Below are 22,356 nucleotides of genomic sequence, written 5' to 3' on the forward strand. Positions count from 1 at the left end.
ATTATTCTCCGACGAAAGATTCTTTAACTCGTTTCCAAAATGGAAAAGGACGAAAGCGAGCAAAACGAATTTTCTCTTCTGCTACTCGGTATTGTATGGACTTTACTTTTTTCTGTACTAAGAATCGGTGGTCGATTGTAATATGGAAATCCACATCGTTTACCGGTTTCAATATACATGTATGGTGCTGTGGCAGAACGAGAGGTGACCCTATCGTTCGGAACACTCTATTGTTAATAGAAGCCATTTCTGATAATTGTATGGATGCAAGAGACGGATGGATGATCGCTCCACCGAGTGCTTTGTTATAAGCTGTACTTCCTGAAGGAGTTGAAATACAAAGACCATCGCCTCTGAACGTTTCAAATTTTTCTCCCTTGATCTCAACATCCATAACGAGAGATCCTTCCACACTTTTAACTGTACATTCATTAACAGCGAGATATCTCTTCTCATCTAACCCATCAATATACCTTACCGTAACTTCAAGTAATGGATATTCAACAATCTGAAAAGGAGTTTTCGCGATATGTATAACAAGCTTTTCCACCTCTTCTGGCAACCAGTCTGCAAAAAAGCCAAGGTGACCGGTATGAACACCAACAAATGCGGTTTTGTCAATGCGGTGTACATAATGGTGGAAGGCATGAAGCAATGTTCCATCACCACCAACTGTTATCACAATCTCAGGCTCTTTTTCTTCATAAACCAATTCGAATTCTTCCAGATATGCTCGGATTTTTTCAGTTAAGATATTGGATTTATTATCTCCCTTTGATACGATGGCAAATTTCATTCTCTCTCTCCATCCTTTATGATCCTAAATTAGTTTCATTGGATTTATCATTGCGTTCCAAAAACACAAGCTGAGCTTCTTGAATTTCCCCTTTGATCTGAGACATCTCTTCGTCTAATCGGTTTGCAGCTTCTGCCGCTCTTTGTAACCTTTGACGAATATCTTCAGGAATTTGTCCCTGATACTTATAGTTCATAGAGTGTTCGATTGTAGCCCAAAAATTCATAGCTAGTGTTCGTACTTGAACTTCTACAAGAATCTTCTTCTCCCCATCCAATACTTGAACGGGATACTCGATAACGATGTGGTACGAACGATAACCACTTGGTTTTTTATGTGTAATATAGTCGCGTTCTTCAACAATCGTAAAATCATTACGCTGCCTGAGAAGATTGATTACTGTTTTTATATCATCAGTAAACTGACACATGATTCGAAGTCCCGCTAGATCTTGAATTTCCGTTTCTAAATGTTGATCGGGAATGTTCTTTTGATACGCTTTGTTCACGATTGACTTGATGGGTTTCACTCTTCCAGTAACAAACTCAATCGGACAATGCTGATTTGATTTTTCGAATTGCTCACGCATTCCTCTAAATTTAATCTTTAGCTCATCAACAGCTTGCTTGTACGGAATTAATAGCGCTTCCCAGTCCATGCTCATTGCGCTTTTTCCTCAGTTCCAAAAACCTTGATCACTTCGTCTTCCATCTGTTGACCATAGTTAGCGTTTCCTTGTATGTTGTCAGTTAAAAAGTCCATTTCTCTAGAGAAAGCAGTAAGTTCAAGCTCTTCTCTTTTTTCATTCTGAACAACGAAAACAGCATCTTCTACAAGAGCTTTTTTCACTTCGTTCCAATGATTATGACCAATTGATATATAATTGAATCCTTCTTCATCCTCAAGAACATAGATGAATGCTAACCCATCAGAATCGACCAGCATTCTTTCACTGTCTTTCCAGTCAGTAAGTTCTGTGTTTTGTTCATCCTCAATAAGCAAGATGAGCTTATTTTCTTTCCATGCAGTTGACTGCACATTCAATCGTCGTGGCATCATGTTAACAACCTCCTGTTTCTTCTTTTTTAGTGTAACACAAAATAGGCGTTTAATAAGAAATTGAGATGCAGGAATCGCTATGAGATAATATGTTTACTAAAGTTATAGCTACAGGGGGATAAATCAAGTGTCACAAGAAATTGAAATAGAATTTAAGAATTTGCTAACACAACATGAATTTTTAAGACTTATTGATGAATTTGATGTAAAGCAACAAGATTTTCAAAAACAGACCAACTATTATTTTGATACCCAACAATTCGACCTGAAACACCACAGAAGTGCTTTACGAGTTCGAACGAAAAATAACGGTTTCACGCTCACGCTAAAACAGAAATTGGATAAACACATTTTAGAGACACATCAGACCGTTTCCAAGGAAATTTTTGAAGGTTTATTAAAAGGAGACCCCTTACCTTCTGGAGAGGTTTCTGATCAAATTAAAAAGATGAATATCGATGTGATGAACATTACATATTTAGGGGAATTAACAACATTTCGAGCTGAGTTTCCTTACAAAGATGGCCTACTCGTTTTAGATGAAAATCATTATTTAGGTAAAATCGACTATGAAATAGAATACGAATCTGCCGATTATACAAGTGGACTAAATAATTTTAATGAATTACTAACGATCAAACAGATCCCGGTTAGAGATACAGAAAGCAAAATTGCTCGTTTCTTTAATGAGAGCAGCAGAAATATGTAATCTGATCTCTTATTATGTTAATCCATTTAGGAGGATATCTCTTGAATATTCAATCGTATAAAGCACTAATGGAAATTCAAGCACTGCAACAGTTGAATGTAAATGCCTCATCTTCTTCTGTTTCAAGTATGCAAAATACAGTCTCAAGTCCTTTTGCAGCATTATTGCAAGAAGCCTATTCTAACGTAGGGGCTTCATCAGAGTCGGAAGTTACTTTTAATGCACACATGTTTCAACCTCTAACTGTTCATACAGGTGCTCAATATGCCTTACCAGTAACACCATCTGTTCCGATTACAACAGAAAAATTAAACATTCCATCAAAAAATTTGGATGAGTTGATCGAAAACACAGCTACAAAGTTTGGTGTAGATCCTAACCTGATCCGTTCTGTCATCAAACATGAATCCAACTTTAAAACTACCGCAGAAAGTCATGCAGGTGCTCAAGGACTTATGCAACTGATGCCTGCAACAGCAAGATCGTTAGGAGTTACAAACCCTTTCGATCCGGTACAGAACGTTGAAGCAGGAACAAAGTATTTAAAGATGATGCTTGATAAATATGATGGAGATCAAAAGCTAGCTCTTGCCGCATATAATGCAGGTCCCGGAAACGTTGCAAAATATAATGGTATTCCTCCTTTTAAGGAAACCATCTCTTACGTGAATAAGATAATGAATACGTACCACTCACTCGTATAACCCTCAACTGCTGAGGGTTATTTTTTTTGCATTCTACACTCTTATTTTTCCCTTTGTAAGAGAGTCTTTGGAAGGTACAAACAAACGTTGTCTATTCATATTGTTTGCTTACCCTTCATAAACCTTGCTACAATAAAATTACAATTTGACGCAAGGAGCTTTTGGACCATGTTTGACGAATCAAAAACACCATACGATCTATTAGGAGAAAAAGAGGGAATCGCAAAACTAGTTACTACGTTTTATAGCTTGGTCAGTCAAGACTCATTGCTTTCTCCACTTTTCCCTGAGGATCTAACAGAGACTGCCTATAAACAAACTCAATTTTTAAGTCAGTTTTTTGGCGGGCCGCCATTTTATACTGAGGAACATGGACATCCTATGCTCAGAGCGCGTCACATGCCATTTCCAATAACAAATTCTCATGCCAAAGCTTGGATAGCTTGTATGGAAAAGGCCATGACGATTCAAAAAATAGATCCTGACTTACAAAACATACTGTTAAGCCGATTAAAAATGACTGCTTTTCATATGGTTAATACAGAGGATTCAGAAAGGGGCGAGAATGCTGACACTGTCTAATTCCAATTCCTTTTATGACGAACAAGAGAACAATAAACCCTATGCCTGTCAAAAGCCATTGGAAATCTATTCTGTCATCGATCCGCTATGCCCAGAGTGCTGGTCATTAGAGCCTGTTCTAAAAAAATTACAAGTTCAATACGGCCACTATTTTACATTACGCCATTTTGTTAGTGGCAGCCTTGAATCACTCAATACGTACGTTCCTCGCAAAAAGGGGATAAATACAGCTGAACAAATTGCTGAGAAGTGGGAAAAAACGGCATCCATATCTGGTATGAGCTGTGATGGAGATGTATGGTTGGAAAATCCAATTTCCGCTCCCCATAAAGCAACACTTGCTATAAAAGCTGCAGAGCTGCAAGGAAAACAACAAGGTATGAAGTTCTTAAGAAAACTCAGAGAGAACTTGTTTTTGAATAAACAAAACATTGGAAATGATGATGTGTTGTTAGAGATAGCTCGCTCTGTAAACTTGGACGAAGATGAATTTTTAAGTGATCTTTCATCTGAAGCAACGATTAAAGCTCTACGGTGTGATTTGAAGTTTTCTCAAGAAATGGATGTTACTCAAATCCCAACACTTATTGTTTTTAATGACAAAACAGATGATGATGGCATTAAGATATCTGGCTGTTATTCCTATGATGTGTATGTAGAAATCCTAAAAGAAATGTCTGACGTTCCTCTAGAGCCTTCTCCACTTCCTGAACTAGAAGAATTCCTTTCTTCTTACTCATTTGTAGCGACAAAAGAGGTTTCAGTGGTCTATCAGATCAGTTGTGAAGAAGCAGAAAAAAGATTAAAACGTCTCGTTCTGCAACAAAAGGTTGAACGTGTACCAGTGAAGTACGGGACATTTTGGAGATACCTCCCAAACCGCTGATTTTTTTCAGCGGTTTTTATTATGGCTATCATCTGAGAAGCAGCGGCATATCCTGTCCCTACATGAATACACATGTACAAAGGGAGGGAGATTTTTTATGTATTTGATTATGATTTTGTTTAGCTTACTTTCACTTACAGGGAGTTTTTATTTCTTTGTGCTCTCTCTGTTAAACATGGCACCCAAAATTTTAGCAATACCCGGCCTCTTTATCGCCGTACTACTCACAACACTCTGCTATAACTATCGATCAAAACTAAGGAGAATTGGCTAGAAAAAACATAACAAAATCCTGCCCAGAAACTATGGCAGGATTTTTTGTGTTTATTTCTCAAAAAGCAGTTCTTCCATCTCATCAAGAATTGATTCAAAAACTTTAAGAGCATTTTCAATTGGTTCTGGTGTAGTCATATCAACACCAGCTTTTTTCAATACTTCGATCGGATAATCAGAGCTTCCTGCTTTTAAGAAATCTAGGTAACGGTCAACAGCTGGTTTCCCTTCATCCAAGATCTGTTTCGACAAGGAGGCTGCTGCGCTAAAGCCCGTTGCGTATTGATAAACATAGAAATTGTAATAGAAGTGAGGAATTCTAGCCCATTCTAGACCAATCTCTTTATCGATCACAAGGTCTTCACCAAAATATTTAACGTTCAGATCGTAATAGATCTTCGTTAACAGTTCTGGAGTTAAAGGTTCACCGTTCGCTGCCCGAACATGAATTTCTTGTTCAAACTCTGCGAACATCGTCTGACGGAAAACAGTTCCTCTAAATCCTTCTAAATGGTGATTTAACAAGTACAACTTCTCTTTCTTATCCGATGTTTTCTCTAACATGTAATGATTCAACAAAGCTTCGTTACATGTTGATGCGACTTCTGCAACAAAGATCGAGTAATCCGCATAAGGATAAGGCTGATTCTCACGTGTATAGTAACTATGAACCGAATGTCCGATCTCATGAGTGAGTGTAAACAAGTTGTTTACGTTATCTTGCCAATTCATTAGGATATAAGGCATTGTTCCATAAGCACCTGATGAATAAGCACCACTACGCTTACCAGCATTCTCATGTACATCGATCCAACGCTTCTCATAACCTTCTTTTACGATCTGTTTATATTCGTCGCCCATAGGATCTAAACTGTCTAAGACAAGCTGCTGGGCCTCTTTAAAGCTAACTTCCATCTTTGCATCCTTTACAAGTGGCGTATAGAGATCATACATATGAAGTTCATCTAGTCCAAGCGCCTTTTTACGTAAGCGAACATAACGATGCAATAAGCCTAGGTTATCGTTAACGGTTTTGACTAAATTATCATAAACAGCTTCAGGAATGTTATTGTTGTTTAGTGCTGCTTCACGAGCTGAACTAAACTTTCTAGTTTTTGCAAAGAAATTATCTCGTTTTACTGTTCCAGCAAGTGTACTTGCAAATGTATTTTTGTAAGAATCATATGTGCCATATACAGCTTTAAAAGCATCTTCTCTCACTCTACGATCTGAGCTCTCTAAAAAGCGGATATATCGTCCGTGAGTTACTTCGATTTCTTCCCCATTCTCATCTTTAATAGTTGGGAACTTGAGATCCGCATTATTCAGCATACCAAATGTATTGCTTGAGGTATTCGCTACTTCTCTAACATCTGCTAATAGCGCTTCTTCCTCTTTCGAAAGTACATGAGGACGCTGGCGGTTAATCTCATCTAAAGCTTGTTTGTACAACTTTAAAGGTTCATGAGTTTGTAAAAATTGAACCAATGCTTCTTCAGATAAAGAGAGAATTTCTGGCACTGCAAAAGATACTGTACTGCTTACTTGAGTTGCCAAGTTGGAAGCACGATCATTCAGTCCTTGGTAGAAGGAATTCGTTGTATCTTGGTCGTATCTCATATGAGCGTATGTATAAAGTTTACCAAGCTTTTTGGTCACTTCATCTTGCTTTTGGAAATAGGAATAAAGGGTTTCCGCAGACTCACCAAGTCTTCCTTGGAACGATTTTAATTCAGGCAACAAGTTTTTTGTTTCATCGAATTCTTTTTCCCATACATCGTCTGACGCATATATTGCTTCTAAATCCCATGTATCTGAAACAGGGACTTCATTACGTTTTGGCAATGATTTTGTTTTTGTTTGAGACATACATACACCTCCAGGTAGATTAAAGAGAAAAGTAGGAATACTTTCTCCTTATGTATATCTACATATTACCAGAAAATGCTTATGCAAAGTCAAAAATTAAGACTTTTCACTGAAAATTTCGTCTAGTTTTAGTGCCTCATCTAACGTTTTTGGATAGTGAACGTGTTGGAGCTTTCTATAAGTTCCCACTGAAACTTTTTCGAGCAGATGATGATCCACTAAGTAGGATAGATAGTTCTCGACAGCATCCCTCCACGATTCTTTAAGATATGGAAAATCTCGTGTCTGAAAAATACGTTTATCCAGCAATCGTTGAAATTCCTTTTCAATGAAACACGTAGAGAATAATGATAATGGCAATTTTTCCATCAAAAACAGTATGTATGTCTGCCATAAGTAAGGCGAAGTTTCGATGTGATAAAAGTTAGTTGTGGGGATGCCCGCAATGGAAGGAAACAATGTTAAGGAATGGTGGTTGAAATACAAAACTTTTTTTATATACATAACTGCAGGAGAAATATTCTTAAAAGCTGTCGTTCTCCACGTGGTTTTCTGCTTTTTCCATAAGATTATATGATTTAGGTTATGGGTCTCTAAATTCGAAAACGTCCTGGATAACCATTGTACATCACAACATTGCTTCGCTGAAAAAGCATGTCCATGGGCAGCAACTTTCTTTTGTGATAGAGGAATGATATTTCTTAGCAGAAAAAACTGCTCTTTAAGCGGACAATAATAATTAAGATATAAGTGGCCATTGCTATCTTTTTTTGCTGCAGATAGATCGGAGCTATTCATAACGTATAGATCAGGTCCTTTTTGCTTTATTCGCTTCATACCAAAGATCCAGTCGGAAGCGATCTTTTGAGACTGATATCCTGATATTCTTTTACTTAGATCTTCAGGTGTGATCGTTGCACACTGAAACTCAATGGCATGCTGATTTTCTTTAAGAAACAAATCAGGACGCTGTTTAATATCACGAATATAATACTCCAGAATCGTTTTTCCTTTCATCTGTGTGACCCATCTAAATAAGCCTTTTTTTCCAAGCAGATGATAATCCGTTTCTCCTTCATGAATACCATCACATTCTTCAAAAGAATGATGTGCAAAATGCCATGTCTTTTTGGTTCCGCATTTCGGTATCACTCTATTTTGACAGACAGGGCACCGTAACTTTCCAGACTTATTTTTTAGATACCATTCTTCTTTCGTTGTTTCTCCCACCATATCAACGAACTGATCATTAAAGAGAGCGACTAACAATCTCTTTCACCTCCACAATTCATATCATGGACGATGAACAAGGAAAAGTCACTTCGTCATTTTCTCTATTTCGCCATCAGAAAGATTGGTTTTTCATCAAAACTCTCACTAAAAAAATAAAAACCGATTTCAAAATAGCTGAAATCGGTAATCTCTTATAATTTAAAATATTGTTGTACATGCTCTAATGCTGCTTCTGAAACAATCGTTTTTCCATACTCTTGGATGCGGTAAACGGATAGATCAGAATCGTTACCGTATTCCAACAGCTGGGCTAACAGATCATCTTGTTCTCGATCCGTTGTTTCCACATTAAATGTCACATACAAGTAATATTTACCCTCGAAATGAAACAGAGAATTCTCAAAAGAAGAAGAATCAATCGTGTGACTTAAAGAGATTACGTCTTCAAAGTCACCAAAAGAAATGAGGAAGGATAAATAGTCTTCTTCTGTTTCTTCTAATTCATCAAAATCTTCTTCAACTTGAAACTGTTGATCTAATATTTGTTCTATATTTTGATCAACAGGTAAATCCAATTTATCGTCGCCTATAGGAAGCTCAATTTTTTTACCGTCTTTGGACATTTGAGCACGAGTTACAATAATTTCAAGACCTTTATCCAGAGCCTGAACTTGAATCCACAGTGGACCTTCTAATGGAAACTGCTCTTGCTGATGTGCTTCGTCCATCATTTCCCAAAAAAGTTCTTCTCCTCTTTCGCGATCAGACCATATTTCTTCACGGTCGAAACCGCGATCTTCAATATCTCTGTACGTAATGAAAAATTTAATGGTGAACTCATTCACTCTTTCAATTTCCATTTCTGCTTCTCTCCCTTCTCTCCGGTTTGTTCGTGAAGGGATAAATACCCCTAGAAAAAAGCAATTCTTCTTTCAAATCTTTCTCCGTTGAAAATTACATCAATCACTATTAAACCTCTTGTACCTTATTCTATGACAAAACGGAAAATATGGAAATAAAAAAGGCCTGTATAAACTGCCCTTTTTTGCACCTGTACACACTTTGAATATCAAGCTCTCAACTTGACGGAGCAGGTCAAGCTAGACTATAATTCAAATGGTCTTTAAGGTTAACATATTGTACCATAACACAAGTGAAATTTCATTATTTACGGGGGGTTTACGTTTGGAAACAGAATTTCTGATATCATTGCTTCAGATCATCGCAATTGATATCCTTCTTGGCGGAGACAACGCTATTGTAATTGCCCTTGCCAGTAGAAACTTACCAGAAGCTCAAAGAAATAAAGCCATTTTCTTAGGAACTGGACTAGCTATTGTTTTTCGTGTAGTACTAACCATTGTAGCTGTATATTTATTAAATATTCCTTTCTTATATCTAGCAGGAGGAATTTTACTTCTAATTATTGCTTATAAGCTAATCTTAGAAGAAGACGAAGAGCTTGATGTTAAAGCAGGCAAGAACCTATCTGACGCTGTAAAAACCATTGTATTTGCTGATATTGCTATGGGACTTGATAACGTACTCGCTGTTGCAGGTGCTGCACACGGAAATATCGTATTAGTCGTAATCGGTCTTTTAGTATCTGTTCCAATTATTATATGGGGAAGTAAGATAATATTGCACTTTATGGAAAGATTCCCTGTTTTAATTTACATTGGTGCCGGAGTACTTGCTTTCACATCAGCTGGAATGATCGTTGAAGAACGCATGATCCACTCTGTATTTGAAGGAAACGACTTTCTAAAATACGGTTTATACGTATTTTTAGTTGTAGGCGTTATACTTGCAGGTATTCTAACAAATACATTTAAAAAGAAACGTGCCAACTAGATATCAGTTCAAGTTAAAAGAAGGCCATGTACTAGTACAAGCCTTCTTTTTTTAACCAATAAAAAAACTTCCGCTATTAGATAGCGGAAGTTCTTTCTTTATTCATTGACAAGACGCTGTGCTTCCATAAGTTGAAATGTACGTACACGTCTTGGTAAGAAACGACGAATTTCGTCTTCATTATAACCAACTTGCAAGCGTTTTTCATCCAAGATAATAGGTCTACGTAATAATCCAGGATGGTCTGCAATCAATTGGTATAAGTCTTGCAATGGCATGGATTCGAGATTGATGTTAAGTTCCTGGAACGTTTTAGAACGAGTTGAAATAATCTCGTCAGTACCGTCCTCTGTCATTCTCAAGATTTGCTTAACTTCTTCTATTGATAAAGGTTCTGAAAAAATATTTCTTTCTTGATAAGGAATATCATTCTCTTTTAACCATGCTTTTGCTTTACGGCATGATGTACAGCTCGGCGAAGTAAATAGTGTGACCATAGTGGAACTCTCCTTCCCCTCTCTCTGATTTAGGCACTTTAAAAAAGTTATTAAATCATTCATAGTATACTACACATTTTACATTTTCGGTAGAGGTTATACAGACTTTTGTACATTTTTACGAATTTGTCATACAAATGTAATACATTAACAAATGTTTCTACATAACTTTTCCGTATCTACATTTATATAGACGTATTACCCAAGAATAAGTTTCATAAAACATAAAAAAAGAATATCTTTAATAAGTGGATAAAAAAAAGGGCTGTTAGACTTTGTTCTAACAGCCTAACTTTATGCGATTGTTTTCTTGACTTGTGATGCAGGGCCTTTTCTAGAGATGCTTGGATGAAATTTTTTAAGATTTTTTTTGAGCATTTCTTTCCAAAGTTCTCGTTTCGTTTTTTTCTTCTTGTCCTTTTGTTTCATGACGCCTCGTCCTCCTTTAAAAAGGAAAAATCGTATTACTCTGAAACAGGTTTTCCTGAAGCATCTATTGACTTTTCATCGACGACTTCAGGCTTAGGTACTGAATTCTCTGTATCTAAAGTTAACACTTCACTTGCAGGCTGATAGGACTTACCGTACAATTCACTATCTTTGTACGTGTGTATTTCATTATACGTCTTTTTCATGTTTTCATAAATAGTTTCTTCCGATTCTTTTGTTGGTGACCAGTAAAGAATCTCCATCTCATTCACTTCGTTCGTAGCAAGAGATCGTCTTCTGTATCCTATGCTTGATGCATGTTCGAATCCTTCACGTGTGTAGAAACGCAACCTTTTTTCTGTATCTGTATCTTCATAATCGACTGGCTCAACTTCTAAGATGATCGGTTTTCCTTTTGCTTTTAACTTTTCGATCAGTTTATGGCCGAGACCCTGACCTCTAGCATCTTTTGACACAAATAAATAATCAATAAAGACAAAGTCAGAGAGTTCTACATACATCAATACATGATGTTGACCTTCATCTTTATGATAGATGTCACTCTTTTCGTCTAATAATAATTCCATGTGCTCTTTAGATTTCATTTCTTCAATCGGAAAATATTGATTTAATTTCTCATACCAGTTCATGGTTTCCCCATCAGCTCCTTAAAAATTTGGTGATAATATATAGTTTCCCCTCTTTCTTCCTTTGTTATCATGAGATACAATAAAGAAAGAAGTTCGTGTTGAACTCGTTGTGAAAAGGAGGAGTCCTCATTTGATTTCATTCTTTACCGATTTAACTTTGCTGGCACTTTGTGTGGTTGGAATTACAGCTCTGATGGGAAGCATCTCCCAATTCATCGCTGTCAAATTGTTCGGCGGTAAAAAGGTTTTTCATTTTGTGGATAAATCGAAGTCTTTTCAAGAAAACTGGAGTCCTGTAAAAAGAAGATAAAATGCGAACAACCCGTGAATTTTGGGTTGTTTTTTACATTTCTAGTCTGAACTACTTTATAATATAAGGGTAGCATACATAATAGAGGTGTACAAATGCATAGAAACCTTAGAACGTTTATCAACCAGTTAAGATCTGAAAAAGAAATTGTAGAGATTCATACAGAAGTCGATCCTTATTTAGAAATTCCTGAAATCCATAGACGTGTGATTTCTGAAGAAGGACCAGCCCTTCTATTTACAAATGTTAAAGGTAAGAATATTCCAGTTGTAACAAATCTATTTGGAACGATCAAGCGTGTAGATATGGCTTTCGGGCCGAAGCCCGAGCAACTCGTAAAAGAACTCGTAGGATCGATCGATGAGTTAATGCCTCCCTCTCCGTCTGTATTATGGAAGAAAAAAGGTATGATCAAGGATGTATTAACTCTCGGTACGAAAACAGTTAATAAAAATAAAGCACCATTATTAGAAACGTTTACGACAAATGTGAATATGCAGGACCTACCGGCATTAACAGGTTGGCACTTAGACAGTAATCCATTCGTAACACTGCCACTCGTATATACAGAACATCCAGACAAACATGAACATAACCTTGGGATGTACAGAATTGAGATCAAAGAAAAAAGTAAAACGGGGATTCACTGGCAGATTCATAAAGGTGGAGGCTTTCATCATTATGCCGCTGAACAAAAGAATGAACCCTTACCTGTGACGCTGTTTCTAGGTGGACCACCATCCTTAATGATCTCAGCGATTGCTCCACTTCCTGAAGCCGTTCCTGAGCTGATGTTTTCCTCTATGTTAATGGGAGAAAAATTAAGTCTTACTCATGTTGATGGTCATCCTCATCCTTTAATCGCAGAAGCAGAGTTCGCGTTTGGAGGAAACGTTCCACCGCATGTTCGAGAACCTGAAGGACCATTTGGCGACCATTATGGATATTATTCATGGGCACATGACTTCCCAGTATTCAATGTTGATAAGATGTGGAAGCGTAAAGATGCCATCTATCCTGCAACAGTAGTCGGAAAACCAAAGCAAGAAGATTATTTTATCGGAGAATATTTACAAAGATTGATGAGTCCCCTCTTCCCTGTTGTTATGAACGGTGTACGAGATCTTTGGACGTATGCAGAAACAGGCTTTCACGCGCTAGCAGGAGCTGTTGTTCGCGAATCATATTATAAAGAAGGTTTGGCACACGCGTTTCGTATTATGGGCGAAGGACAGCTGACGCTCACTAAGTTCTTAATGGTAACGAATAAACCTGTAAATCTTCAAAATTTCGCTGAACTTGCTGAAGGGGTTCTAGAACGATTTCTCCCTGAACGTGACCTTTTGATTATCCATGATACTTCTATGGATACTCTTGATTATACGGGGCGTAAATTCAATACAGGTTCAAAAGCAATTATGACCGGACTCGGGGAACCTGTTCGTGAACTAAAACGCAATTATGATGGTGGTACTATTTCAGGCATTCATGACGTTGGCGTATTTTGTGGTGGCTGTTTAACGGTAAGTGGACCATCATTTGAAGAAGCACCTGACTTTGCAGAAAAACTTCTTGAGAATGGTCACGATTCTTTCAAAGATTGGCCGTTAGTTTTCCTTGTTGATGATGCATCCATTGCAGCAACACAGGCTGAATTTTTGTGGACAACCTTTACACGATTCGATCCAGCCTATGATGTATACGCAAAGAGTACGATTGACAGAAATCGCATTAAATATGAAGGAACAATCATTATTGATGCACGAATGAAGCCATTCTATCCAGATGTTGTTGAAACTCGAGAAGATATAGATCGATTAGTGACAGATCGTTGGAATGAGTACTTTAAAAAGTAAAAAGTAATCCAATTTCAAAATCAGATCTCAAAAGAAGCGAATTCTCGCTTCTTTTTTTGATTTATTTTTGTTGATATATTGTCCAATAGGTGTTATTGTATATAACAATATACATTTTTACAGAAGGGAGAAATCACATGAGAAATATTACCTTACTCGATCTATATAATCATCCGCATGTACAAAAATATGTAAAACGCTCTGGAATGGTTCATGCCATCTCAACGGCTTATCATGCATATCGTTTGTCTCAAAAGTATGGTGTAGATCCTGATTTAGCAACGAAGGCTGCTTTTCTTCATGATATCGGTCACTATACTTGGTATAAGAACGGCCATTGGGACTATGACATGTACAAAGAGAATGATATTCACGCGATTAAAGGAGCAGAACGTGCACACCGAATTTTAGTATCTTTAGGTGAAGATCGTAGAAATGCAAAAGAAATTGCTCTTGCCATTTTACTTCACACCGATTCTTATCTACCTGCTGGCTCACTTAACCTGAATCCCTTGCAAAAAGTAGTTGCTTTAGCTGACGAAGCAGATGAAGAACCAGGAGGAAGCCACCACTACCGTACGATTAGTGATAAAAAAGCTAAAACCATGATCAAAAAATTAGATGAAATGGTAGATGAATATCATGAAGAAGAAAAAGTAAAACACTCTGTTTCCTAAAGCAGGAAAAGAGTGTTTTTAACATTTTTGTATTGATTTGATTTAATAGGCTACAAACCCAATAGCTTTTTCACTCGAATACGTTCCAATCGTGCTTCCAAAACGAGTATAGATGACTTTCGGAAAACTAGATAGTGCGAATAATTCTTCAAATTCTTTTATCACTTCATCCGTGGAAGGAAAACTATGGATAAGGTAAAGTGTCTTTTCAGGGTTTTCTTCTCTCCATTCAGAGATATATTCTTTCATTTTCGAAAGACCCTTCTTACTTCCTCTAAACTTACCAATCGTTTCAACCACTCCATCAATGATTGAAATCATGGGTTTAATATTTAACATACCAGCAATAGCACCTTGTACGGCAGATATTCTTCCACCTTTTTTCAAGTTCTCTAACGTTTCAAGCAGTACATACGCTCTAATGCCCGACTTCGTCTTCTCTAAGCTATTCACAATTTCATTGATCGCCTTACCTTCACGTGCCATCTCAATCGCTTCATTTAATAAGATCTGTACACCACCTGAAGCGATGCCGGAATCAAGAATGATTACTTTTTCCTGTTCTTCTTCATTTAACATGCTTTTTCCAATCGTAGCACTTTGAACCGTTCCACTTAAATTTGATGAGATTCCGATGTATAGGACATCATGGCCTTTATCAACTTCTTTTTGAAACGCTTCATAAAAAGACTGCGGTGATGGCTGACTTGTTTTGGGCAGTTCTGGTTCCAGACCCATACGTCTATAAAATTCATCTTCCGTAATATTCACACCATCTAAATAATGATCTTCTCCAAATTGCACATTTAATGGTACAAGTGTTAGAGAATAATCCAGTTTCTCAAGATCTATTTTAAGGTCACTTGCGCTATCAACTATAAAACTAAGGTTCATATTGTTCTACCCCATTTCTGCTTCTCGATCAATTATTAGGGATGTATAAAGAATTGTATACGCTTTACACACTTCTAATAGTTTAACATAAAAACGACCTCCTGTATTATAGGAGATCGTTTTAAATGTGTTAATTCTGTTGCTTTACTGCTTCTTCATCATAAAGGTGACAGGCTACCCAATGACCTTCTCTAGCTTCTTGCCATTTAGGCTTAACAGCTGCACACACATCCATCGCGTGTGGGCAACGTGTACGGAAACGGCAGCCACTTGGAGGATTGATCGGACTCGGAACATCTCCCTCTAAGATGATACGTTCACGGCTTCTTTCAAGTTCAGGATCTGGAACCGGGATCGCTGATAAAAGAGCTTGCGTATAAGGGTGAAGCGGCTCTTCATAAAGCTCATCACTTGTTGTAAGCTCTACGATGTTACCTAGGTACATTACACCTACACGATCAGAAATATGTTTAACCATAGATAGATCATGGGCAATAAATAGGTAAGTAAGTCCGCGCTCTTTTTGAAGTTCCATCATCAAGTTAACAACTTGCGCTTGAATGGATACATCTAGCGCTGAAATTGGCTCATCTGCAATGATAAAGTCTGGATCTACTGCTAGTGCACGAGCAATCCCAATACGCTGACGCTGTCCACCTGAGAATTCATGCGGGTAACGGTTTGCGTGCTCTTTATTTAAACCTACTGTTTCAAGTAGTTCGTAAACACGATTTTCACGGTCTTTCTTTGTTTTCGCCAATCCGTGGATATCGATACCTTCAGCAATGATATCCTTAACCGTCATACGCGGATTAAGAGAAGCGTATGGATCTTGGAAGATCATTTGCATTTTGCGGTTAAATTTCTTTAACTCAGAACGAGACTTTTTATCGTGAACATCATCGCCCTCGTAAAGAACTTCACCCTCAGTAGCATCATATAAACGAATAATTGTACGTCCAGTTGTAGATTTACCGCAACCTGACTCACCTACAAGCCCAAGTGTTTCTCCTTTATAGATATCAAAGGAAACATCATCTACAGCTTTTAGTACGCCCTTTTTTCCAGCTGGGAAATACTTTTTAAGATTCTTTACTTCTAATAATTTTTCTCTTTCTACTACTGCCATTATCGAGCACCCCCAACTAATGCCTCTTCCGGCGGTTCAACTTTTGGCGCCCGCTCATCTAATAACCAGCAAGCTGCTTTGTGAGAAGAAGATACATCTGTAGCTTCAGGCATATTCTCCAAACAAACTTCCATCGCATATGGACAACGCGCTGCAAACGGACATCCTTTTGGAGGATTCATAAGATCAGGCGGTGTTCCCGGAATCGCTAAAAGTTCTTTTGATTCTGCATTTAATTTAGGCATTGAAGCCAATAGTCCCCAAGTGTACGGGTGTTTTGGCTTATAAAAGATTTCATCAACCGTCCCAGTTTCAACGATCATACCACCATACATAACAGCCACACGTTGAGCTAAGTTAGCTACAACACCAAGGTCATGTGTAATCAAGATAATCGCCGTTCCTGTCTTATCTTGTAAATCGCGCATCAAGTCAAGAATCTGTGCTTGGATGGTAACATCTAATGCTGTTGTAGGTTCATCCGCAATTAGTACTTTTGGATTACATGAAAGTGCAATCGCAATAACTACACGCTGACGCATACCACCTGAGAATTGGTGAGGGTATTCATCCACACGAAGCTCTGGGTTCGGAATACCAACAAGTTTTAATAAGTTAACCGCACGTTCTTTTGCTTCACTCTTGCTCATGTTTTGGTGCTTACGAAGACCTTCCATGATCTGTTTCCCGATTGTCATCGTCGGGTTGAGAGATGTCATTGGATCTTGGAAAATCATTGAGATTTCAGCACCACGAATTTTTTCCATATCACGCTCAGATGCTTTTGCAAGATCTTTACCTTGAAACTTAATCGATCCTTGCTTGATGGAGCCGATTTTATTTGGCAAAAGTCTCATGATTGATTTTGAAGTTACAGATTTACCTGAACCAGATTCACCAACGATGGCAAGTGATTCACCTTTATCTAATGTAAAGCTAACGCCACGAACAGCCTTAACTTCTCCCCCATACGTCTGGAAGGAGACATGTATGTTATCTAGCTCTAATAGTTTTTCCATTTATATAATCCCCTTCCTATCTTCTCATTTTAGGATCAAGCGCGTCGCGAAGACCATCACCAAGAAGGTTAAAGCTGATCATCAGTATACATAATACTGAAGCAGGATAAATAGCTAAGTGAGGATAGATTCTAATGGATCTAAACCCATCCGCAATCAACGAACCTAATGATGCTACTGGAGGCTGAATTCCTAAACCGATAAAACTTAAGAATGATTCAAAAAATATTGCCCCAGGAATAGTAAACGTACTTGTTACGATAATTGCACCTAGTGTATTAGGTAAAAGATGCTTGGAAATCAATCTTCCGTTTGTTGATCCAAGCGTTCTGGATGCTAATACGAACTCACGATTCTTTAATGAGATAATCTGCGCACGAACGATACGTGACATACCTATCCACCCTGTAATTACAAGCGCGAGTGTTATTGAGAGTATTCCAGGATCAAGTATGATGATAAACAAGATGATTACCACCAAGTTAGGAATACCATATAAAATTTCTACGATACGCTGCATCACATCATCTGTTCTTCCACCGTAGAATGCTGAGATTCCACCGTATGCAACACCTATGATCAACTCGATAGCTGAAGCTAGAAAAGCGATATATAAAGAAATTTGAGTACCCTTCCAAACTCGAGTCCATTGGTCTCGTCCTAGGTTGTCAGTTCCAAACCAGAAGTATTGGTCTTTAGGCACACTCTTCATTTCATATTGATTAACTCCACGAATGTCTACACCGTTAACTCCCAGAAATTCAATTTTCTCAAGACCAGGAACTTTAGGTGGTAGATTAGATCTCATTAGTTCTTGATCATCAATACCATACTTAGTAAGTGTTGGTGCAATTAAAGAAAAAATGATAATAAACACGATAGCGAATAGTCCCAGCATTGCCCCTTTGTTTTGTTTAAGACGTCTAAAGGCATCTTGCCAAAAACTTAAGCTTGGTTTAGAAATTTCTTCTGCTTTATTCGAATCAAGATTCGCTGGGCGGAATAAATCAGGTGTTAGTTTGCGTTCTGACATGCTCATTATGATTTACCTCCTGCTACACGAATACGTGGATCAATAATTCCGTATAAAATATCTACGATTAAGATAATCGCTACGATTAAGAAACTATAGAAAATTGTTGTACCCATTATTACTGGATAGTCATTTACCTGTATCGCTTTTACAAATTGCTCACCAATTCCAGGAATCGCGAAAATATTTTCGATAACTAAAGAACCCGTAATCAGTCCAATAGCCATTGGTCCAAGGATAGTAACAATCGGTATTAAGCTATTTCTTACAGAGTGCTTGAAGATTACTGAAGATTTACTAACTCCTTTTGATCGAGCCATTAGAATATAATCTGTTCCTAAAATTTCAAGCATTTCAGTTCTCATAAAACGAGCTACTGTAGCTATAACTCCTACGGATAAAGAGAATGCAGGCAAGATGTGATATTCTGGACCATTCCAGAACGCAACTGGAAGCCATTCGAGCTTAACACCAATGTAATATTGCAATAGACCTGCAAATACGAAAGATGGAATGGCTATCCCGAACACAGCTATGACCATAGCACCATAATCAAGAAAAGTGTTATGTCTTAACGCTGCCAAGATACCTAAAAGCAATCCGACTATCGTACCGAATAAAAGTGCCTCAAACCCCACAGTAGCTGATGGTCCCATACCATTGACAATTAATGAATTGACGGTACGTCCATCAAACTGAAACGTATATCCTAAATCACCCTGTGCCAATTTGGTTATATAGTTGATGTATTGAACAGGCACCGGGTCATTTAACCCGTATTTTTCATTTAACGCATACCTTTGTGTCTCTGTTAACTTATCTTGGTTGTTAAATGGAGAACCAGGTAACAACTTCATTAAAAAGAATGTAATCGTTGCAATGACCAGCAAAGTTAAAAGCATGTATAAGATCCGCTGTGTAATATAACGCAACATTACAAACACCTCCCCCAAATGTTTCAAGCCTTAATATTTTGAAATCTTTCTGTAATATCTATCTTAAGGGACAAAATATTTTATATCAATAGAAAATATTCTTTTTTCGACATTTTCTGATTTCTTTTGCTATTTGTTAATTCTTCCATTTGCCTTTTTCATGGCAAAAAAGAGAGTACATGTCAGGAACACATGTACTCTCCTGAGAAAAACTATTTACTATTTTTCAATAGAATTATTTTTGTTTACCTTCGATGTACATCCACTTGTAAGAAGTATCTGCACCGAATAAGTGGTTAACTGTGCCTTTAACATAAGGTTTACGAAGGCCAGTCAAGCCTCTTTGGTAGATTGGTGAAATTGCTTGATCTTCAAATAATACTTTTTCAGCTTCAAGCATCATTTCCCAACGCTTGTTAACGTCAGTTTCTTTTTTCGCATTGTTTACTAACTCATCATACTTAGGGTTTGAGTAGTTCATTTGGTTGTGAGCTCCATCAGTTACGAACATGTCGATGAAAGTCATTGGATCTTGATAGTCAGGACCCCAACCAGCATAAGAAATATCATATTCTCCGTTAGACTCTAACTCAAGTTTTTGCTTAAACGGTTGAGCTTTGATTGAAACTTTCAAACCAGGAAGGTTCTTTTCTAATTGGTTCTTAATGTATTCTCCATCTTTCTTAGCACCGTCAGAATCGTAGTTTAAGAATTCAATTGAAACTTCTTTCTTCCCGATTTCTTCAAGTCCTTTTTCCCAAAGCTTTTTCGCTTCTTTAGGATCGAATTTTCCGAAGTCTCCGTTTGTTTTACGGAAATCTTCATTTCCTTCAGGGCTGAACGTGAACTCACCAGGAACTAGGTAGTATGCTGGAGTAGATCCGTTGTTAAGTAGTACATCAACTAATGATTTTTTATCGTAAGCCATATCGATTGCCTTACGGATGTTTACGTTTTTAAGTTCTTCTTTCTTTTGGTTGATACGAAGGAAGAATACTGTTGCTTCTCCACGCTTTGTAATATCTTCGTTACCTTCGAACTGATCAACAAACTCAGAGTTTAATCCAACTGAATCTACTTGACCTGTCTCATATAAGTTAACACCAGTAGCTACGTCTTTAACAATTTTTACGTTAATTTCGTCAAGCTTTACTGTGTCTTTGTCCCAATATTGATCGTTTTTCTTATACTGCCATCCTTCGTTATGCTTCCACTCAGAAAGAACGAAAGGTCCGTTGTAGATCATTGTGTCAGCTTCAAGAGAGAACTTGTCGCCTTGTTTCTTAACATATTCTTCTTTTTGTGGGTAGAACGTTGCAAATCCAGTTAGTCCTAAGAAATAAGGAGCTGGAGCTTCAAGAGTTACTTCTAGAGTAGTGTCGTCAACTGCTTTAACACCTAATTGGTCAACTTTACCGTATAATGGGTCTCCATCAGTTTGGATCGCGTTAGCGTTCTTTACAGGTCCCATGATGTAAGCATACTCAGAAAGTGTATCTGGGTGTAATGCTTTTTGCCAAGCGTAAACGAAATCTTTCGCAACTACTTGAGAACCATCGCTCCATTTAGCGTCTGGGTTTAATTTAAACGTGTATACTGTTCCGTCTTCACTAACTGTGTGACTAGCAGCTACACCTTCAGTTGGTTGGTTGTCTTTATCAAGACGGTATAGTCCTTCGAATACGTTGTTCATTACTTCGAATGAAACAGCGTCTGTTGCTTGTGAAGAATCCATTGAAGGAATTTCAGATGAATCAACAAGATTAAGTACTTGTGGCTCATTTGGCTTTTCAGTTGCTTTCTCGCCTTCGCCACCTTTAGAATCGCTTGTGTTGTCTTTGTCTCCACCACTACATGCAGCTAAGAACATGCTTAGTACAAGTACTAATGTAAGAAGCAAAGACCATTTTGACTTCTTCATGAGTCGACCTCCCCTTTTTATCCTGTTAAATTGTTAGCAGATAAAAGCATCAAGAATTATCAGACATTTTCATCTACAAGTTCGATTATACAAGTTTTCAAACAATTGTGCATTTATTTTTTTTAAGAGTTTTACAAAAAGCCCATTATATTTACTTTCTCTTAACAAAAAATAGGTATAAATACCTATTGGTGATAAGGGTTTATTTTCTGATAATTCTACAAATTTTACCAAAAATATGTGTAAACTAGCATGAATATTACATTCTCGATTTTTCGTGAACGTAGAAGATGCTTTATTTTGTAAGATAATTCGTCACTTTTATATTTCATTTGTTACAATGGGAGTAAAGTCTGACGGTATAACCCAAAAAATATGGTACATTTTTTTATGTTTATGGTGTAATTCTTACTAGATGGAGGCTTCTATTGATGAACATACTTTTTAAGAGAATCCTGATTATATCAGCGTTCCCTATCGTAATAGCATTTGGCATTAGTTTGATATCTTCCGGACCTTTTACCCTTGAAAAATACGTAAATACATTATTTTATTTTTCATTGTCGATTGCGCTTATTGGCATAGCTTTGTATGTAGCAAAAGGCGGATTTTTTGATTTTATTACGTATAGCTTTAAAAAAGTGGCTCGAACCTTATCTAGACATCCAGAGATCGATGATGTTGTTTCATTTAAGACTAACTTTCAAATATCAGAGCGAGTTAACGTCTCTTATATGAAGTCGTTTCTGTTCAGTGGCTTACTTTTATCCTTTATAACGATAGCCGTTGCATATCTTTTGTAATTTGTGTATACTACAAAAAATAAAAGTTATATGCGATGAGAAAGAAGAGTACATGATGTGAAGCTTTCAGAGAGCCTGTGGTTGGTGAGAACAGGTAGTGAACCATTATGGAATGGGCTTTTGAGCATTCTGACCGAACCCTTTATAGTAGGCTCAGACGTGTAGATGTCCGCACGATATAATGGACGGCGTATCGGATTTTTTCTGTACGTGTTAAAGTGATTTTCTGTAAGTTTGA

General features: G+C 37.4%; 24 protein-coding genes and 1 other annotated feature (1 of these 25 only partly in view). Of the genes, 9 read left to right on the forward strand and 15 right to left on the reverse strand.

Translation table 11 applies throughout. From position 1 onward, the window contains the following. Position 1 precedes the first annotated feature (1 nt). Genes ACFS5O_RS16550 through ACFS5O_RS16560 form a run of 3 tightly spaced genes read right to left on the reverse strand, consistent with a single transcriptional unit; the run spans position 2 to position 1,855 of the window. On the reverse strand, positions 2-796 hold the full coding sequence (locus ACFS5O_RS16550) for an NAD kinase (RefSeq protein ID WP_197127543.1): 795 nt from the start codon (positions 794-796) through the stop codon (positions 2-4). 16 nt (positions 797-812) lie between these two features. Then, positions 813-1,460, reverse strand: coding sequence for a GTP diphosphokinase (yjbM, locus tag ACFS5O_RS16555; RefSeq protein ID WP_066393151.1), 648 nt, complete (start codon positions 1,458-1,460; stop codon positions 813-815). Further along, positions 1,457-1,855: a UPF0738 family protein gene (locus ACFS5O_RS16560; protein ID WP_082861345.1), complete on the reverse strand. Its 399-nt coding sequence runs from the start codon at positions 1,853-1,855 to the stop codon at positions 1,457-1,459. The genes yjbM and ACFS5O_RS16560 overlap by 4 nt, the downstream gene beginning before the upstream one ends. Positions 1,856-1,982: 127 nt before the next feature. On the opposite strand from ACFS5O_RS16560, the gene ACFS5O_RS16565 reads away from it, so the two are divergent. From ACFS5O_RS16565 to ACFS5O_RS16580, 4 genes are all read left to right on the forward strand, one after another. Further along, positions 1,983-2,564, forward strand: a complete 582-nt coding sequence (locus ACFS5O_RS16565) for a CYTH domain-containing protein (protein ID WP_205725961.1) — start codon at positions 1,983-1,985, stop codon at positions 2,562-2,564. Between the two features lie 41 nt (positions 2,565-2,605). Further along, a complete protein-coding gene (locus tag ACFS5O_RS16570) occupies positions 2,606-3,268 on the forward strand; it encodes a lytic transglycosylase domain-containing protein (RefSeq protein WP_318300199.1) in 663 nt (220 codons plus the stop codon). Positions 3,269-3,436: 168 nt separating this feature from the next. Beyond that, on the forward strand, positions 3,437-3,850 hold the full coding sequence (locus ACFS5O_RS16575; protein WP_153238667.1) for a globin domain-containing protein: 414 nt from the start codon (positions 3,437-3,439) through the stop codon (positions 3,848-3,850). Continuing rightward, positions 3,834-4,736, forward strand: coding sequence for a ClpXP adapter SpxH family protein (locus tag ACFS5O_RS16580; RefSeq protein WP_205725960.1), 903 nt, complete (start codon positions 3,834-3,836; stop codon positions 4,734-4,736). The genes ACFS5O_RS16575 and ACFS5O_RS16580 overlap by 17 nt, the downstream gene beginning before the upstream one ends. Positions 4,737-5,060: 324 nt before the next feature. Here ACFS5O_RS16580 and pepF read toward each other — a convergent pair whose 3' ends face one another. The 3 genes from pepF to mecA form a co-directional block, all read right to left on the reverse strand. Further along, the gene (pepF, locus tag ACFS5O_RS16585) at positions 5,061-6,878 is read right to left on the reverse strand and encodes an oligoendopeptidase F (RefSeq protein ID WP_205725959.1); all 1,818 of its coding nucleotides are present in this window, start codon (positions 6,876-6,878) and stop codon (positions 5,061-5,063) included. Between the two features lie 96 nt (positions 6,879-6,974). Continuing rightward, positions 6,975-8,147, reverse strand: a complete 1,173-nt coding sequence (locus ACFS5O_RS16590) for a competence protein CoiA (protein ID WP_205725955.1) — start codon at positions 8,145-8,147, stop codon at positions 6,975-6,977. Positions 8,148-8,302: 155 nt separating this feature from the next. Beyond that, positions 8,303-8,971 carry an adaptor protein MecA gene (gene mecA, locus ACFS5O_RS16595; RefSeq protein WP_066399900.1) on the reverse strand — a complete coding sequence of 223 codons (669 nt, stop codon included), beginning with the start codon at positions 8,969-8,971 and terminating at the stop codon, positions 8,303-8,305. A gap of 325 nt (positions 8,972-9,296) precedes the next feature. On the opposite strand from mecA, the gene ACFS5O_RS16600 reads away from it, so the two are divergent. Next, positions 9,297-9,965 (forward strand): TerC family protein, encoded by a 669-nt coding sequence (locus ACFS5O_RS16600; protein WP_205725954.1) that lies wholly within the window; start codon positions 9,297-9,299, stop codon positions 9,963-9,965. 98 nt (positions 9,966-10,063) lie between these two features. On the opposite strand, the gene spxA is transcribed toward ACFS5O_RS16600, so the two are convergent. From spxA to ACFS5O_RS16615, 3 genes are all read right to left on the reverse strand, one after another. Next, entirely contained in the window at positions 10,064-10,462 is a 399-nt protein-coding gene (gene spxA, locus ACFS5O_RS16605) for a transcriptional regulator SpxA (protein WP_066245987.1), read from the reverse strand. Positions 10,463-10,756: 294 nt separating this feature from the next. Continuing rightward, entirely contained in the window at positions 10,757-10,891 is a 135-nt protein-coding gene (locus ACFS5O_RS16610; protein WP_318300198.1) for a hypothetical protein, read from the reverse strand. A 35-nt stretch (positions 10,892-10,926) separates the two neighbouring features. Beyond that, complete coding sequence (locus ACFS5O_RS16615) at positions 10,927-11,541, reverse strand: GNAT family N-acetyltransferase (protein WP_205725953.1); 615 nt, start codon at positions 11,539-11,541, stop codon at positions 10,927-10,929. 130 nt (positions 11,542-11,671) lie between these two features. On the opposite strand from ACFS5O_RS16615, the gene ACFS5O_RS16620 reads away from it, so the two are divergent. The 3 genes from ACFS5O_RS16620 to ACFS5O_RS16630 all read left to right on the forward strand — a co-directional run bounded on the left by ACFS5O_RS16620 (position 11,672) and on the right by ACFS5O_RS16630 (position 14,384). After that, positions 11,672-11,851, forward strand: a complete 180-nt coding sequence (locus tag ACFS5O_RS16620) for a hypothetical protein (RefSeq protein WP_066393124.1) — start codon at positions 11,672-11,674, stop codon at positions 11,849-11,851. Between the two features lie 95 nt (positions 11,852-11,946). Then, positions 11,947-13,707, forward strand: a complete 1,761-nt coding sequence (locus ACFS5O_RS16625; protein WP_205725952.1) for a UbiD family decarboxylase — start codon at positions 11,947-11,949, stop codon at positions 13,705-13,707. Between the two features lie 137 nt (positions 13,708-13,844). Next, complete coding sequence (locus ACFS5O_RS16630; RefSeq protein ID WP_205725950.1) at positions 13,845-14,384, forward strand: HD domain-containing protein; 540 nt, start codon at positions 13,845-13,847, stop codon at positions 14,382-14,384. 42 nt (positions 14,385-14,426) lie between these two features. Here ACFS5O_RS16630 and ACFS5O_RS16635 read toward each other — a convergent pair whose 3' ends face one another. The 6 genes from ACFS5O_RS16635 to ACFS5O_RS16660 form a co-directional block, all read right to left on the reverse strand. Beyond that, positions 14,427-15,278, reverse strand: a complete 852-nt coding sequence (locus ACFS5O_RS16635) for a DegV family protein (protein ID WP_205725949.1) — start codon at positions 15,276-15,278, stop codon at positions 14,427-14,429. 130 nt (positions 15,279-15,408) lie between these two features. Continuing rightward, positions 15,409-16,407 (reverse strand): ABC transporter ATP-binding protein, encoded by a 999-nt coding sequence (locus tag ACFS5O_RS16640; RefSeq protein WP_144701136.1) that lies wholly within the window; start codon positions 16,405-16,407, stop codon positions 15,409-15,411. After that, complete coding sequence (locus ACFS5O_RS16645; RefSeq protein ID WP_205725948.1) at positions 16,407-17,426, reverse strand: ABC transporter ATP-binding protein; 1,020 nt, start codon at positions 17,424-17,426, stop codon at positions 16,407-16,409. Before ACFS5O_RS16645 ends, ACFS5O_RS16640 begins: the two co-directional genes overlap by 1 nt. 16 nt (positions 17,427-17,442) lie before the next feature. After that, entirely contained in the window at positions 17,443-18,465 is a 1,023-nt protein-coding gene (gene opp3C / locus ACFS5O_RS16650) for an oligopeptide ABC transporter permease (RefSeq protein ID WP_205725947.1), read from the reverse strand. Beyond that, the gene (gene opp3b, locus ACFS5O_RS16655) at positions 18,465-19,394 is read right to left on the reverse strand and encodes an oligopeptide ABC transporter permease (RefSeq protein WP_205725945.1); all 930 of its coding nucleotides are present in this window, start codon (positions 19,392-19,394) and stop codon (positions 18,465-18,467) included. Before opp3b ends, opp3C begins: the two co-directional genes overlap by 1 nt. A gap of 235 nt (positions 19,395-19,629) precedes the next feature. Then, positions 19,630-21,315, reverse strand: coding sequence for a peptide ABC transporter substrate-binding protein (locus ACFS5O_RS16660; protein ID WP_205725944.1), 1,686 nt, complete (start codon positions 21,313-21,315; stop codon positions 19,630-19,632). Between the two features lie 431 nt (positions 21,316-21,746). Here ACFS5O_RS16660 and ACFS5O_RS16665 point away from each other — a divergent pair, with 431 nt between their 5' ends. Further along, positions 21,747-22,118 carry a DUF3899 domain-containing protein gene (locus ACFS5O_RS16665; RefSeq protein ID WP_205725942.1) on the forward strand — a complete coding sequence of 124 codons (372 nt, stop codon included), beginning with the start codon at positions 21,747-21,749 and terminating at the stop codon, positions 22,116-22,118. A gap of 26 nt (positions 22,119-22,144) precedes the next feature. Beyond that, positions 22,145-22,356 (forward strand) — a binding site (T-box leader) (it continues 39 nt past the right edge of the window).

Origin of the sequence: Fictibacillus nanhaiensis (genome assembly GCF_042686385.1) — a bacterium.
GTDB classification, from domain to species: Bacteria; Bacillota; Bacilli; order Bacillales; family Fictibacillaceae; genus Fictibacillus; species Fictibacillus nanhaiensis.

Bases quoted from the DNA above. Each gene is read 5' to 3' on its own strand.
- ACFS5O_RS16550 (WP_197127543.1), bottom strand. From the start codon at position 796: ATGAAATTTGCCATCGTATCAAAGGGAGATAATAAATCCAATATCTTA.
- yjbM (WP_066393151.1), bottom strand. From the start codon at position 1,460: ATGAGCATGGACTGGGAAGCGCTATTAATTCCGTACAAGCAAGCTGTT.
- ACFS5O_RS16560 (WP_082861345.1), bottom strand. From the start codon at position 1,855: ATGATGCCACGACGATTGAATGTGCAGTCAACTGCATGGAAAGAAAAT.
- ACFS5O_RS16575 (WP_153238667.1), top strand. From the start codon at position 3,437: ATGTTTGACGAATCAAAAACACCATACGATCTATTAGGAGAAAAAGAG.
- ACFS5O_RS16580 (WP_205725960.1), top strand. From the start codon at position 3,834: ATGCTGACACTGTCTAATTCCAATTCCTTTTATGACGAACAAGAGAAC.
- pepF (WP_205725959.1), bottom strand. From the start codon at position 6,878: ATGTCTCAAACAAAAACAAAATCATTGCCAAAACGTAATGAAGTCCCT.
- mecA (WP_066399900.1), bottom strand. From the start codon at position 8,971: ATGGAAATTGAAAGAGTGAATGAGTTCACCATTAAATTTTTCATTACG.
- spxA (WP_066245987.1), bottom strand. From the start codon at position 10,462: ATGGTCACACTATTTACTTCGCCGAGCTGTACATCATGCCGTAAAGCA.
- ACFS5O_RS16610 (WP_318300198.1), bottom strand. From the start codon at position 10,891: ATGAAACAAAAGGACAAGAAGAAAAAAACGAAACGAGAACTTTGGAAA.
- ACFS5O_RS16615 (WP_205725953.1), bottom strand. From the start codon at position 11,541: ATGAACTGGTATGAGAAATTAAATCAATATTTTCCGATTGAAGAAATG.
- ACFS5O_RS16625 (WP_205725952.1), top strand. From the start codon at position 11,947: ATGCATAGAAACCTTAGAACGTTTATCAACCAGTTAAGATCTGAAAAA.
- ACFS5O_RS16630 (WP_205725950.1), top strand. From the start codon at position 13,845: ATGAGAAATATTACCTTACTCGATCTATATAATCATCCGCATGTACAA.
- ACFS5O_RS16635 (WP_205725949.1), bottom strand. From the start codon at position 15,278: ATGAACCTTAGTTTTATAGTTGATAGCGCAAGTGACCTTAAAATAGAT.
- ACFS5O_RS16640 (WP_144701136.1), bottom strand. From the start codon at position 16,407: ATGGCAGTAGTAGAAAGAGAAAAATTATTAGAAGTAAAGAATCTTAAA.
- ACFS5O_RS16645 (WP_205725948.1), bottom strand. From the start codon at position 17,426: ATGGAAAAACTATTAGAGCTAGATAACATACATGTCTCCTTCCAGACG.
- opp3C (WP_205725947.1), bottom strand. From the start codon at position 18,465: ATGAGCATGTCAGAACGCAAACTAACACCTGATTTATTCCGCCCAGCG.
- opp3b (WP_205725945.1), bottom strand. From the start codon at position 19,394: ATGTTGCGTTATATTACACAGCGGATCTTATACATGCTTTTAACTTTG.
- ACFS5O_RS16660 (WP_205725944.1), bottom strand. From the start codon at position 21,315: ATGAAGAAGTCAAAATGGTCTTTGCTTCTTACATTAGTACTTGTACTA.
- ACFS5O_RS16665 (WP_205725942.1), top strand. From the start codon at position 21,747: ATGAACATACTTTTTAAGAGAATCCTGATTATATCAGCGTTCCCTATC.